The organism is Vallitalea sp., assembly GCF_025211055.1.
Classification (GTDB): Bacteria; Bacillota; Clostridia; order Lachnospirales; family Vallitaleaceae; genus Vallitalea.
On record NZ_JAOARO010000057.1, the window covers coordinates 49,096 to 64,171 of the forward strand.

Annotated in this window: 12 protein-coding genes and 1 CRISPR repeat array; of the genes, 3 read left to right on the forward strand and 9 right to left on the reverse strand. The window is 32.6% G+C overall.

Annotated elements, in window-relative coordinates; genetic code table 11:
* Nucleotides 1–427: 427 nt before the first annotated feature.
* The 3 genes from N4A55_RS07420 to N4A55_RS07430 all read left to right on the forward strand — a co-directional run bounded on the left by N4A55_RS07420 (nucleotide 428) and on the right by N4A55_RS07430 (nucleotide 1,795).
* The gene (locus N4A55_RS07420; RefSeq protein ID WP_293754962.1) at nucleotides 428–958 is read left to right on the forward strand and encodes an RNA polymerase sigma factor; all 531 of its coding nucleotides are present in this window, start codon (nucleotides 428–430) and stop codon (nucleotides 956–958) included.
* Nucleotides 959–963: 5 nt separating this feature from the next.
* Nucleotides 964–1,182: a hypothetical protein gene (locus N4A55_RS07425; RefSeq protein WP_293754963.1), complete on the forward strand. Its 219-nt coding sequence runs from the start codon at nucleotides 964–966 to the stop codon at nucleotides 1,180–1,182.
* A gap of 319 nt (nucleotides 1,183–1,501) precedes the next feature.
* Nucleotides 1,502–1,795, forward strand: coding sequence for a transposase (locus tag N4A55_RS07430; protein ID WP_293754964.1), 294 nt, complete (start codon nucleotides 1,502–1,504; stop codon nucleotides 1,793–1,795).
* Between the two features lie 677 nt (nucleotides 1,796–2,472).
* Here the strand turns inward: N4A55_RS07430 and N4A55_RS07435 are convergent.
* From N4A55_RS07435 to N4A55_RS07475, 9 genes are all read right to left on the reverse strand, one after another.
* A complete protein-coding gene (locus N4A55_RS07435; protein WP_293754965.1) occupies nucleotides 2,473–2,730 on the reverse strand; it encodes a hypothetical protein in 258 nt (85 codons plus the stop codon).
* Between the two features lie 337 nt (nucleotides 2,731–3,067).
* Complete coding sequence (locus N4A55_RS07440) at nucleotides 3,068–3,682, reverse strand: hypothetical protein (protein WP_293754966.1); 615 nt, start codon at nucleotides 3,680–3,682, stop codon at nucleotides 3,068–3,070.
* A 51-nt stretch (nucleotides 3,683–3,733) separates the two neighbouring features.
* Nucleotides 3,734–4,258: a hypothetical protein gene (locus N4A55_RS07445; RefSeq protein WP_293754967.1), complete on the reverse strand. Its 525-nt coding sequence runs from the start codon at nucleotides 4,256–4,258 to the stop codon at nucleotides 3,734–3,736.
* A gap of 137 nt (nucleotides 4,259–4,395) precedes the next feature.
* Nucleotides 4,396–5,127, reverse strand: coding sequence for a Fic family protein (locus N4A55_RS07450; RefSeq protein ID WP_293754968.1), 732 nt, complete (start codon nucleotides 5,125–5,127; stop codon nucleotides 4,396–4,398).
* 61 nt (nucleotides 5,128–5,188) lie between these two features.
* Nucleotides 5,189–5,548: a CRISPR direct-repeat array (repeat unit 30 nt; unit sequence ATTTCAATACAACTCTTGTTAAGGTTCAAC).
* Between the two features lie 318 nt (nucleotides 5,549–5,866).
* Complete coding sequence (locus N4A55_RS07455; RefSeq protein ID WP_293754969.1) at nucleotides 5,867–8,827, reverse strand: cellulase N-terminal Ig-like domain-containing protein; 2,961 nt, start codon at nucleotides 8,825–8,827, stop codon at nucleotides 5,867–5,869.
* Between the two features lie 45 nt (nucleotides 8,828–8,872).
* On the reverse strand, nucleotides 8,873–11,449 hold the full coding sequence (locus tag N4A55_RS07460) for a GH116 family glycosyl-hydrolase (RefSeq protein WP_293754970.1): 2,577 nt from the start codon (nucleotides 11,447–11,449) through the stop codon (nucleotides 8,873–8,875).
* Between the two features lie 56 nt (nucleotides 11,450–11,505).
* On the reverse strand, nucleotides 11,506–13,089 hold the full coding sequence (locus N4A55_RS07465; protein ID WP_293754971.1) for an extracellular solute-binding protein: 1,584 nt from the start codon (nucleotides 13,087–13,089) through the stop codon (nucleotides 11,506–11,508).
* A gap of 87 nt (nucleotides 13,090–13,176) precedes the next feature.
* On the reverse strand, nucleotides 13,177–14,067 hold the full coding sequence (locus tag N4A55_RS07470; RefSeq protein WP_293754972.1) for a carbohydrate ABC transporter permease: 891 nt from the start codon (nucleotides 14,065–14,067) through the stop codon (nucleotides 13,177–13,179).
* Between the two features lie 15 nt (nucleotides 14,068–14,082).
* Complete coding sequence (locus N4A55_RS07475) at nucleotides 14,083–15,033, reverse strand: ABC transporter permease (protein WP_293754973.1); 951 nt, start codon at nucleotides 15,031–15,033, stop codon at nucleotides 14,083–14,085.
* Nucleotides 15,034–15,076 lie beyond the last annotated feature (43 nt).

Genomic DNA, 15,076 nt, shown 5'->3' on the forward strand with positions numbered 1-15,076 from the left:
TCATCATTGAGCTTAATCTCTGCTTTACTTGTAGTTTTCTTCTTACTACCGCTTGAAGCGTTACCTGATGAGCTCTTTGTCGCTGTAATGGTAATAGGGATGTACTCCTTTTGAGAAGCTTAACAGAGAAATGGTTGAGGTATTTATTGACCGTATTGAAATAGACCATAGAGGTCGATTGGGTGTTGTTTGGAATTTTGAGGATATATTTTAGAGTTTTCTTTCTAATAGGAGGCTTTTTATTTTAAAATTTTTTAATAGGAAATAATATAGACAGGAATTAAGTGGTAGGTGTATAATTTATACAATGTTTAGTTAAAAGATAATATTCGGAAATCTATAAGTTGGGCAACAGAATTAAGTTCTTTAATACAAATGATATTTATACATTGACTATGGTAAGGTTACCAGAGAGGAGTATTTGAATATGCTTGAAACCGATGAGGATAAAGTAAAGATAATACAAATATATGAAAGATACGAGGGACTTGTCTTTTATATTGCTCATGATTTTTTGAGAAATCAACAAGATGCCGAAGATGCCACACATGATGCTTTTTTGAAAATAGCGAAAAATATTGATTGCATAGAAGAAGTTTTAAGTCACAAAACTAAGGGGTTTGTCGTTATAGTAATTGAGAACGTATGTAAGGACTTTCTGAAAAAGAAGAAAAAAGTTAAGTTGACAAGTCTTGAGCAAATGGAATATGGTTTGGCAACCGATGAAGATGTGGAAACGTCTGTCATTGAAAGTATAACGGCAGAAATTCTCCGTGAAAAGGTAGATGAGTTAGAGCCGATCCACCAAGAGGCACTTATGCTCCGTTACTTAAAACAATTATCTTATGATGAAATGTCAAACATTCTCGGACTCAAGAACTCTGCTGTAAGAAAACGAGTACAGCGGTCAAGAGATATTCTTGCAAAGAAACTGAATGAAAGGGACATAGAGAGGTAATTATTTTGAAAAGTAAAAACGATGCTTTAACCGATAAAGGTAGAAATTTGATCAAAGTTATGGAAATGTTTGAAAAGGATTGGATAGCAACCTATCCTGATGAATTGGAACTTGCAGGAAAATTTACCTATTTCAAAAGACATAATAAAAAAATGAATATAATGTTAAAAATTTATGATAGTTGGTTCTATCGTGTGCTACTTGCATACCCAAAAGGCAGATAGCAGCCGTTATTATCGCTGTGTTAATTGGATTCAACATGACAAGGGTTATAAATGTTTAGGCAAGGGTATTTGTTGTAAATTTCTTTTGTTGAGGGTATAAAAAATGTTCGGATGTACTCTTTCCGAATGATTTCGCACCAAGCGAGATGGATTACTACAAGCCGAGCTATGTGCCCACTGTGTAGTAAATACCATAGAAGGTATGGATATTAAGTTTGATTTGATTACGCAAATGGTAATGGTGATGCTAGAGACAACTTAAGCTCGTAAAATCCTGTGTTTAGTGTATAATATAATTACTAACAAGGAGGATGACATAATGGGTAGAACTGTCAAACAATATAATGCTGAATTTAAACAGGATGCTGTTAATTATTACTTTTCATCAGGTAAGAGTCTTACACAAGTTGCCAAAGACCTAAAACTAAGTACATCAACTTTAAATGGGTGGATTAAAAAAGCTAGAGATAATGATGGTAATGTAAATCATAGGGGTTCTGGTAACTATAGTTCAGATGCAGAGAAAGAAATCGCTCGCCTTAAAAAGGAGTTAAGAGATTCCAACGACGCTTTAGAAATATTAAAAAAGGCTATAGGCATACTGAACGATTAACTGAATCTCTCTATCAAGAGACAACGAAAACTTCAAAGAAACGCAAGATTTCAGTTAACAGTGTGCTTAAACTATTAGGCGTTTCTAACAGTTCATTCTTGAAAATATCCTTATAGTCTTTCATTGTGTCTATAGGTCTATTTACTATTTCAACCAACTGATCTATACTATAAAATGCTGAAGTGTCTTTAAAAAAGTCACCAAATGTATCTGGTGTAAATGGTAAAATGTACATATTGACATTAACATGTATACAAAAAAGAGAGAGAATTTATTATTTCAGCTCTCTTTTTCGTTTGTGAGGCTTCTTTATTTTCCGACAGCCCCTTTTTGTCAAGGTACCGATGGTTTACCATGTACGTAAATATTTGCACCTACCAATTTATCCATGCTCTTCAATTTTCATTTCTTTCACCAAATTTTCTTTCTCCTTACTTCTACCTCATATAAGAGTATCTTCAGAACCTCATCTTCCCCCAACAAAAAAGGCGACCCCAAAAGCCGCCACTACATTCATCTATTATGAAACTCCCGATTTAACTTATTCAAGGCTTTCTTCTCAATCCTAGATACATACCCTACTGTCAAGGAAGGGCTAAAAAATCGAGTTTTAAACTTTTAATCTTGTTATAAATAAAAAGAAAGGAGCACTATTAGCATCCCTTTCCATAGTTTCTTTACAAGTAATACGTTGGAAAGACGATGAAGATTCCAAATATTATAAACAAACTTCCAAAAATAATTGTAAATAATCTAGATTTTTTATTGTCTCTCGAGACTATAAACAATCCATTAAATAACTGTTGGCACCCCAATAGTGTAAATATTATTGGGAATGCTACCTTTTCACTTACTACACCCAATAAAAAACCTATAGGAAATAGTACTGCAATTATTGAAATGGCAACATAAATAACTCTATTTCTATCTTTCATAGTAGATACCTCCCTTATAAAAGCTATATACTATACTATCAATTATCCCATCTAAATAAGACTTCGTCGTGTCCATTACAATTTCAATATCAGTCATTTGCATCTTGTACTATCTCCTCTCCAATTTATTAAATCCAAGTAATTTAATATGTTTCCAATCTCATGACCAGCGTTATTTATTTCTTATGTTGGTTATTTAATTCACCCTTGTTTCTATATATCTTTAACAAGCACGCCACCTATTACTTTCCTCTTCTCACCATCTACGCTTATTCTATAGCATGTATAAACGATTACTATTAAAGCGGTATATGTTGTTTTATGTGCAGTAAATGCATCATCCTTGATAAAAATACCTTAGATCAAGTTTATCTTCTTGATTAGTTAGAAAGGATAAATGTGCATGAGCAAAATATTCTTCTGGATCATCCTCAATATCCGTAAAACTATTCGCCTCTCTTGCCATATATAAATAACCATCAAAATCTGAAGAAAGCATAATCCATTTACTATAGTTCCTAACGGTAAGCTTATTTTTAAAGTTCCAATGGTACAATTTATCAAAATTATACTTCGGTATTTCCAGTTTAACTAATCTTCCCTTAGTATACTTACGCATATCTAACAACTGACTTAATTGTTTTTTAGATATGTGTGAATATCTGTAATTGCTAATCATAATGTTCTTATGAAATTCTGCACCTAGATAATATTCGTGAAACTGCTCACATTCCTTAGACTCATCAAATACCAAAAATATGCTATTATCAATCTTAATGTTTGCTACTACTACCAATAAGTTGCATAGGAATCTATATCCTTCTGCATTGGCTAGTATACAACTATTATCATTTGGCGTGTATAAACTTCTAAATTGTTTTGGAACATTTGCTACTTCATATATTCTATAGATCGTTGATTTTATTATTAATTCTCTATATACAAACTTCATATACCGATACTCTCCTAATCTCTATTCAGCAGATGTTAATACTGCATGTAACTATTCTACCCATTCTAATCTAACATTGGATATTTCAAAATAAGGAATACCTCTACGCTCTGCATCTTTCTCGAATAAATCATGATAATCTTTGATAAATTTATACTCTTCGCCATCATTTCCATTCGTGAAATATAGATTGTAGTCTTTTACTTTACCTTTTATTATTGCTACTTGATAAGTTGTAAAAGTATTAGTAAATCCACCATCACCTTTTATTGATTTTTCAAGTTGCTCAAGACTATCTAACTCTCTTATGTACATATCTTCGCTATGAACACAATAATCAAATAGTATAAAATCACCATATATAATTTCTTCACCTGCAAGTGGTTCTTCTCTTTTTCTAAAATAGTAACAATTATTATATAGGTTGAGAGGATTTCTTAATTTCTTATTATTTTGACCTATGATATCTACTTGTTTGTACATATAGTTAAGCCAATCTTTGATATCATAAGTCTCTCCCTCATAAATCTTATGCGTTATTTTAGAAGCAAGTTTCTTAAGTTGAATACTATTCATTGAATTCTCCTTTCAGCATAAGTACTTTACCATTAGCATGAAAAGTAGTAATCTACTCTAATTTTATCAATTTAAAATCCACTTCAGAATAGCCCTATGTTAGATAAATTAAAAGCCTCCTATAAGAAGGAGACTATTTATCGTATTAGATTTAAGTATATATTCAAGCTGTTTTCTACTTCTTTTTCAACCATAAATATAAAGTCACCATAGTCACCTGTTGTATGTGCTTTATCGAGTGCTGCATAATACTTCATTCGTTCATCATTCTGTATGACTATAGGTGGATAACCACTCTTCATCAATTCGAAATTTAATAGTAATCTTGCAGTCCTTCCATTTCCATCTATAAACGGATGAATCTTAACGAAATCTCCATGTACTCTAGCAGCTCTCTCAATTGGATGCATCTCCTTGGCCCCTTTGGACGTATACCATTCTATAAATCTATTCATCTCATCATTTGAGACGAGATAATCTGGAGGTATATGCTTTGCTCCCGATATGATAACATTTTGTTTTCTGTATTGCCCAGCATTTGCATCATCTATACCTTTTAAAACTAAACGATGTATATTCTTTATCTGCCACTCTGTTAAATCTTCTTCATTCTTCACAATTTCTTCTACATAAATTATGGCATCTTTGTGATTAATAACTTCTAGATGTTCACTTAGCCTTTTTCCACCTATTGTTATACCTTCAAGTACAACTTTGGTTTCGATCAATGTAAGGGTATTTCCCTCTATAGCATTTGAATTATAAGTCCAATCTAATAGTAATTTGTCTCTTATACTTTGAACAGTATATGATGGCAATGGTCTCAATGCATCCAATTTTTCTTTCATTTTTGTAGCTTTTTCAAACATATTTTTCACCACCACTATCTTTTTCCTTTATTCTCTCTGTCTATGACTTTCCCAACCTTCAATTTCAATACAACTCTTGTTAAGGTTCAACTCAGAAACTACAAACAGAGTTACATAATGTAATAAAATTTCAATACAACTCTTGTTAAGGTTCAACTTTAGTAAGAACACATAATAGTGAACCTGCTAAAATATTTCAATACAACTCTTGTTAAGGTTCAACAATCTCTTTAAACTTTCTATTAACTGACTCATTTAAAATTTCAATACAACTCTTGTTAAGGTTCAACCTAATATCTAATATTGAATAACCGTTATCTACAAATATTTCAATACAACTCTTGTTAAGGTTCAACTTAGCAGAATGTCAAACAGCAGGAGAGATAGGAAAATTTCAATACAACTCTTGTTAAGGTTCAACAACATAAACTCTACATTCCCTACTCCTATATTAAACCACAAACACCCTAAAATATCAACTTTTTCTTATTTTTTTCCACCCTCATCCCACAAAAATTTTTTCTCTCTTAAAACAACTGCAATCTCCCTTATTCAGCATCTTACAGCTTTTTTCAGAATCTTCATACCTGGAAAAAAATCATATCCCTAATCCTCCATAAAGTTGCATCAACCATATCTAACATACCAACATAAAAAATCAACTTAAAAGGCCACCAGCAAAAACCAGCGGCCTTCTATTATCTAATCTTACTCACTAATCACTTTCCATTTATTACTCTTACTCAACCAATCCTTGTTCATAACCTAGATGCAGACTATGTTCATTGCATTTCGCAGAAGCATATACCGTATAAGGCATTACTTTATTTCCTCCTGTAACATTAAGAATATAGTCCTTAGTCTCTCCAGATGGTACTTGAACGTCCAACTCTCTTTGTTCAAGCGAAACACCTGCTGATGATAATTTAATAGTAGTATTAACATCTTCAAAACCTTTATTAGCTATAGTTAATGTTACTGTACCTGCTGTATTCTTTGATATCTTAGGAGTTGTAAGAGAAAGCTCAACATATTTAGCGAAGTCTATATTTATATCCATCTTACCAGCACCCATTGTTTCAATATGCTTAGTTATTGTTTTACCTGAATAAGTGACAGCAACAATACCTTTACAATTTAGTGGCAATTGAGTAATAGATACATTACCAGTATTATCTGTCTGATAGTTATAATCTTTATCAAGAGTTACTGTTACTTGGGCAGGAACACCAATATCATTATTATATGAATGAACATTCAATTGATAATTGGCTTCAATCTTAGCAGCTGCACCCACATAAGGATGACTATGAGCTACCCAGTCTTCTTGCCCACCAGTAATATCAGGTTTATCAGCTATTTTTTCAATAGTGTAAAGAGTCCAGTTCCTTCCGGATTTAAAGCCATTAATAACTCCACCTTTTATACCTTCTCCACCGGTATTATAATATGATTCCCCTACTTTGTTAATCAAACTAGCAGATTTCCATTTATTATTTCCTTGAGGAATTCCTGGATTTAATCCTGTATAGAAATTAAGGTCAGATGCAGCTAACTCTGATAAACTATTATCATTCATAAAACTAGCCAAATCAAGAAGATCTCCGGCCATTTGACCATAATGTCCAGTCGCACCATGAAGTAAGTTCATAAAAAATTTCACACCACCGTGTTGACTATCTTTATATACACTTATTGGATGTATACCTAAAGGATTAAGTTCAGCAGATTTTTTAACATAGTTATCTGAATATGTCTTAACAACATTGTACCAATCGGCAGCTTTTTCATGCTCAGGTCTTAGGGTTAGAAGATTCATGAACCCATTGACTGATAATGGATATATATTACCCATGTGATAACTTCCTGCTTGTGCACTTTCTACCGATAACGCTTCATTATCTCCTTCAAACTCATAGAATGTTCCATATACACCTTCTATTGAATTCTTCCAGTCAACAAACTGCCTTTCACTAACTAAATCCGCAAATTCAATAGCTTTATTCAAATATTGTTCATCTTGAGTTGCCTTATATAATAGAGTACAACTATATACGAATAATAATTTTTCCCTTGTCTTTAATGTCAAAGGCTCTTGCCAGCTAGAATCCTTATCATAGAATTTCTGTGAAAACTCTAACCTATTGCCCCATCCACTTGGTACACTTTTTGGATTCCTCCTATACTCTTTTACACTTGGATTCCATAATGCTTCTGCATATTTAGTACTTGGATCGAAGTCTACTTTTTTAGCTAGTTGTAGTTCTTCCTCTAATTTATATGGTCTATAAGATGCACAAGTATAAGCCTTTTTAGCGGCACTCAAATAAACCTCCGCTAATGAAGCATCATATTCTTTCACTACTTCATAAGCCCTAGTTAATACAAAGATACCATAAGCCATATCATGCCATGTATAAGTATTTCCTGCCCAAGCACAGCCATCATGCTCAGTATTAACTAAAATACTATGTGCAAAACGCCCATTAGTTGCTGGATCATCAGTTGTCCTCTGACAAGCTACAATATAATCAGCACTTAACTTAATATAATCTTTCATCCTTTGCTTATCTACTTCACTGAAATTAGAGTCTTGAAGGGTATATAAATCAAGAAGTCCAACTAAAGTCATACCAACAGATTCTATTTCTGCAAAATTTGACATGCAGTCTCTATATATCCCCTGAGGATGTGTTCCATCAGGAGTAAGCCATTTACCTTTAAATCTAAGGTTACCATTCAAATATGTATTAGGTTCACCATGATTATGACGTGAATCAAGTTGATCTAGAGCTATTGCTACCATTTCATAATTAACTAGAGCATCTTCAGCTATTTTAATAACATTACTCTTTTCATCATCTACCTGCACATAGAAATCACCACTTATTTTAAGCTGTGTAAAATCTAGTTTCCACCAATGAGAATTCCATTTTTCACCCCAATAGGTTACAGGCCCAGTAAATACTACCTCGTCAGTCTCTGCATTTTTCACTTGAAACTGGGTGCCATCTTCTACTTTGGAGCTTGATTCATCACGAATATAAGCATGTTTATAAGCATTAGGTTCATATCCAAGTTGTGATGTCAACAAGTTATATAATTTAAGTTCTCCAGCAGGTTCATAATCAGCTGATATAAAGTCAAAGGTAACTGTTCCTGTCCCAGCTTTGAATAATCCCATTTTTCCAACATAGTGATCGCTATTTTCCACCTGTATACAAGGTGTTGTCTCGTTGTTAAAATATACTTGAATATTATTTCCCGTAGCTACCACTTTTAATTTATATGGAACTAAGAAATCTATTTTTCTATCTGCTGTTGCTAATATTTTTGTATTACTACCAGTTGAAAATAATTCAACTCTTTGGATTTTGTTTGTTTTATGCAACAATGCAATATATCCATTAGTATGATCGTCACTCATATTTCTAAAAAGTAGACCACCTTGAGCTGCGGTAGTGTCGTTATATAACATAATCGTTGATTCATAGGATAAATCCCTTGCTGTCTCTTCAAAGTTCATACTTGCCGTATTTGTTCCACGACCAATTACTTGGGGACTATTATTTTCCATGCCACTTGGAAAAACTGATGGCCAAGTTAGTGTGTTCCCTGTATAAGCATTAATTGTACTAACATTCATGGTTCCTGTTAATAAAGCAATACATAATATTATATATAACATTCTATTTTTCATAATTTACCTCTCTCCTTAAACATAATATTAGTTTAACCTTTATCTTTACTCCATGACTAATCTTATTTTCTGATCAATTTTTATTGTTGTACCACTAAACAAAATAACACCCTTATTTACAGCAAATTCAACCTCTTCATCTGCAATATATACTTTTTTTACTTGTTCCGCCTTTACAAGACCTATAGATTTTAATTGCAATGAGCCATATTTTACAAAGATAACTTGTTGTTCTTCATTAGACTCATAACTCCCCCATGCACTGTTTATACACCAGAACGTGTTAAACTCTTCTTCATTTACTTTTGGTGCAAATCCAATATGTTGCTTTTTCATATCATATTCAAATCCGCTAAGAGCCAAAAGCAGACTATAAGACGCCATACTTCTAGCATAATTGCTCCCGCATTCAATCTCATTATATGGATTACGCTTCTTTCCATCATAACGATCTCTTATGGCAGCTATAACTTCAAAAGCCTCATCTATTAACCCTTCATAGATCATATGAGAAGCTATCTGATATTCAAAACCAGTCATACACTCTGCTGCATATGGCACTGGAACTTTGGGTCTATTACCCTTTGGCCATGTACAAATCATTGTACCTTTTTCATCATTTAATGCATAGACTCTATATGGATTTGGATACTCTCTAAAAGCTTCTACAAAATTATACTTATATATAGATTTTAGGGATTTTACTACCTTATCTTTATCAAAGATATAACCAATGCCTAATATATGAGCATACCATTGACCAATTACTTGATCTATATGACACCCTTCGCCTATTTGGTATTTCATTTCACCTATCTCATCATCAATAGGATACGCAGAATCTGTCAAATCAATTTTTTGGTGAAAATACTCCCCATTAAATAGATTGTTATTTACCCATTCCTTAGCGTTTTCAAACATATCTCTATATTTCCCTGCTTGGTCATCATTAACAGCCTTCGCCATTTCAGATGCTGTAAGAAGTGCCAACATATAATAGCCAGCTATATATGAGTTAGGTCCATACATATCTACATCTAGAGTATGATGTTGAATTCCTTCCATAATTCCGTCGGCATCACGATCCCACCATTCGTTATTGTTAGGATTCCATGCATACTCTAGTGCTTTTTTAGTTGACGGCCAAATTTTTCTTAGCCAATTATCATCGCCACTAATTTTCCACTCACGATATGTCTTAAAAATACCGCCCATCTGTCCATCTGCCGCTGCTTTCCCAGTTCCAGCAAGTTCATTAGATTGTTCTTCCCCGCCTCTTCCTGGTGGCAATAACATTCTAAAGAACATTTTCCCATGTTCATTCTGATTACTATTATAATCAATCTCTCTCATAGAACGCTCCAAACTTGGGAACAAGAAAGCAGTTGCCTGTACATAGTTCCATACATGTGTACAAGACCCTTCACAACATCCAGCATGAGTATGGCATCCTTCAAATCCGTACAAAGTTCCATCTGTTAAACGAGTACATGTAGCTGATTTGAGTACTGATAGATTACTAGCAATAGCATCCACAATAAATTCTTTGTAAGTTGAAGCAAATAGAGTGTCTCTGAAACACAATGTTTCTTCATATAAACGGTCAATATGTTTCCATGTATAATTCATGGCATCTTGAGAATCCCTATATACAGTGGCATAGTAATTCTTCCATTTTGGATTTTTCACTTCTCCAGGATTCCAGTAATTAATGAAGTTTGGGAAATACCAGTGAATCATAAATTGAAAAGTTTCTGTATCTCCCGGTTGAATAGTCTTTTCACTACAAAGAGTACCTACATCACAAAAGTTCACTGTAGCATTCCAACTATTACTATCTTTTACTTGATCGTATATACGATCTTTTAATGGCCCTTTTTTAGCGAAATCATCCCAGAATACCATAAGATTATCAAACCATTCACCTCTGTACCAATAAGTTTGTCTACTAACATTTTGATCCATAGTACTTAATGTCATATCTCCATACTCCACATCATCTTGGTCATAATGAGTAGTTCCAAACTTAATGGATTTCACCTTATTAGATTCAATATAAGAATTAACTCCACCTTTATTAAAAGGATTAGATAAACTTCCAGCTAAACTAACTACAACTTCCTCTTCTCCTTTATTAGTTACATCAAACATAAAAATCGCACATGGAATTGATGAATCTTTATCATTTAATGGAATGAAAGGATTAAAAGCAGTCATTTTTATATCAATTAGTGCTTTTTCTTCTTTAAAATTAATAGATGCCATAGGGAATGTACCAGTGAACTCTGCTGTCTTAAAATGAGGCATACCAGATAGATATTCCCTTTTCACTCCAAACCCATACGTCCAGTCTTCATTACCATTTCCAATATAACCATTATTTAAATCACCATTAAGTACCTTGGCAAAAACTGTCCCATCATTTTTTTCACATTTGACAGAGAAAAAAGAATAACCATTAGTACTACCATTCTTATTAGGTCTATTAAAAATTTCCCAATCAATAAGCCTTCCGTTACCAGCTAGACCTATACATCCTGTTCCAATTCCTCCCAAAGGAAATGAAATCTCTGTAGTATACTCCCCTGTATATGTTTTATATGAATGTTCATTTATTGTCATTATTCTGCCTCCTGCTCCTTGTATTACAAAAAGTATGTGGATACTAATCAATTAATTTATTTAATACCTTGTTTCCTAACTTCTTCATTAAATTCATCAATAACCTCTTGCATATTGTAATTATCATATACATTTTTTAGGTAATCATTGAAATGTTTCTCTATATCAGTTGTTCCCATAAATCCTTTAAATAACATTTCTCTATAGATATCTCCAATTTGCATTGAATCTACTGCTGGAGTTGAGATATATCTAACTCTAGGATCAATATCTCTCTCATAAGGTACTAACAAATCATGTGCTTTCTTTTCAAGCTCTATACAACGCTCAGGCATAGATGGCTCTAACCATCTTCCATCAACATCCCAAGTAACTAATGCTTTTATACCCGCTGTAGGTTGCTCTAATGTCAATGTCTTAGGTAAGTTTGTGTCTGGATCAATTGGAAGTAAACTTTTGTAATTATCTCCATCCATTTCAAAATGCTTATCTTCAAGACCAAAACGTCCAAGTTCTAATCCTTCTTCTGATAATAAGAAATCATATATTTCAAGACAACGTTTCATCTTATCATCGTCCATAGAGCCTTTAAATAACGTACCTGACCAATAGTTATCAAAACTATTAACAACAGGATCACCATATTCTGTTGCAACAGGTGCAATAATATCTACTACATCTGGACCCCATTCTGAATTAATCTTCATCATTTTATCTACTAGATTTTCTTTAAAATGATAAGCTTCTGATGTATATGCTATTGCACCAACTTTACCAGAGATAAATTTATCCATACCTTGTTCAGGTCTAATAGTTGTATAGTCAGGATCTATAATACCTTCGTCATATAATCTCTTCAAATACTTAATAGCATCAATGTTTCTCTTAGATATCTTACCAGGAATGTATCTGCCATCTTCTTCAATCCAGTTCGCATCTTCAATCTGGAACATATTAAGAACCCAAAGATCTTCTCCACCTTTTGTAATACCATAAGTATCATCTTTACCATTTCCATCTGGATCGTCATATGTAAAAGCTTTTAATAATTCATATAATTCTTCTGAATCAGTTGGCATCTTAGTTATTCCAACATTCTCCATCCAATCTTTTCTAACCCACATTGCCTGACTTACAAATGCATTTTCTGGTTTCCATGCAGTTCTTGGTAACATATAATGAGAACCTTCTCTAGTTCTTAAGAACTCAAAGTCTTTCATAAGTGCTGAGATATTCTTATATTCGCTAAGATCTTCTGGTAGTGGTTTAATTACCTCATGTTGAATCCATTGGAAAAATGTTGTTCTTGTATCTACATTACTCCAAGCAGGATGAGCAAACATATCTGGTAACGATTCACTTGATGCAGCAACATTCAAACTTTGTAAATAATCTGCCCAACTAAAATTTTCAAATGATAATGTCACATTGAACTTTTCATTTAGATACTCAGCTATATCATCATCACCATAATTAGCACTATCCCATAATCCTATTTTAATATTATAATGTTTATTAGTTGCTTCTCCACCATTGCTTGATACAGCCTCATTATCTTTATCTGCTGTTTTGCCGCATCCAACACTGGCGAGTATGGTAATTATTAAACATATACTTAATACTACTTTAATTTTTTTCATAAAACTTTCTCCTCCTTTTAAAATCCCAAAAATTAATTATAACTATAATACTTTTGTTATATTGCACCTCCTATTAACAATAACTATTTATTGCTTCACTGCCCCAGCCATAACTCCTTTTACAAAATACTTCTGAAAGAAAGGAAATAATACGGCAATAGGAACAATGGTAACAACCGCAGTCGCCATTTTGACAGCTTCACCACCTACATAAGAACCCGTTACTTTACGATAACTTTTTGCCATGTTACCTGCACCAAAATTATTAAAAACAATATCTCTTAATAATTTCTGTAATGGTATTTTGTCTGTATCTTTAATGAACAACATAGCATTAAACCATTCATTCCATCTCTCTACTGCGTAGAACATAAGGAATGTTGCAATCATTGGTTTTGAAAGTGGTAGTATAATCTTCCACAGTATATGTATGTCATTAGCTCCATCAATCCTTGCTGCCTCACGTAAACTTTCAGGAATCTCCATAAAATAATTTTTAATTATAATAAGATACCAGATATTAATACCCATTGGCAAAATCATTGCAAAAACATTGTTTATCAATCCGAGGTTTTTTACCTGTAAATAAAGAGGTATTAATCCTCCTTGAAAGAATAAAGGTATTATAGCAAATGTCAAAAATATTTTTCTACCTGGTAATTTCTTAATAGACAATGCATATGCATAAGATATTGTTAAAAATAAATTATACATAGTACCAAAAACAGTTACAAACAAACTTACTCCAATAGAACGAATGATTTCATCAGATGCAAAAATAAACCTATATGCTGATAAATCTAGTTTTTTGGGAAGTACTAAAAAACCACTTTCGGCAAAGGTTTTATAGTCCACAATAGAAATCATAAATACATTCCAAAAAGGATATATCATAATCAAAATGACTAAGGTGAAGAACACCACATTGAATATGTCAAATTTCCCCCACTTTTTTTTATTTTTTGTCTTTACACTCATATTTCTTCACCAACCTTATTCATAAATTCCAACGCCTTTTAATTTTCTTGATATCCTATCAACAATTAATAACAATATTAAATTGATGAAAGCTTTAAATAATCCAATTGCTGTAGCAAGACTAAACTGACCTCTTACCATAGCTTGACGATATACATAAGTATCCAAAATATCAGCGACACTATAGACTACTTGATTATAGATATTAACAATCTGGTCAAAACCACCATTCATCATATTTCCAACACAAAGAATCAACACAGTTAGTATAATAGTTTGCATACCTGGCAAAGTAATATGCCATATTCTTTTAAAACGGTTAGCCCCATCTACATATGCCGCTTCATATAATTGTTGGTCTATATTAGTTATAGCTGCCAAATATAATATCGTTGAATATCCTGCCATTTTCCATATATTAGATATATATACTATTGGCCTAAACCAACTAGTTTCAGTCAAGAAGTTTACCGTATCCATTCCAAGCATCTGTAGAATACCATTGATTACTCCACCATCTACTGAGAATACATTCTGTAACAACGTATACATTATAATCCATGATATAAAGAAAGGAAAATACAATAACGATTGAACTACTTTTTTGAATTTTACTGATATCAATTCATTAATTAAAATTGCTAAAATAATAGGAATTGGAAATTCAAAAATTAATCTACCCAGAGAAATGTGTAAAGTATTGAATGTAACTTCCCAAAACTTCTTATCAGAAAAAATATGTTCAAAATACTTAAAACCTACCCAAGGGCTACCGCTAATTCCTTTTGTTACTATAAAATCTTTGAACGCTAATGTTACTCCATATAATGGCATGTAATGAAAAACTATGTAAAAAATCATGCCTGGTAAAAGCAACATATAAATAAATTTGTATTCTTTCAACTGTTTTATGAGTTGATTTTGTTTTTTCGATTGGCACGTGCCAGTCATAATTGTGTTATCCACACCGAACCTCCTTTTTGCTTGTCATGCTTTAATTTATATAAAT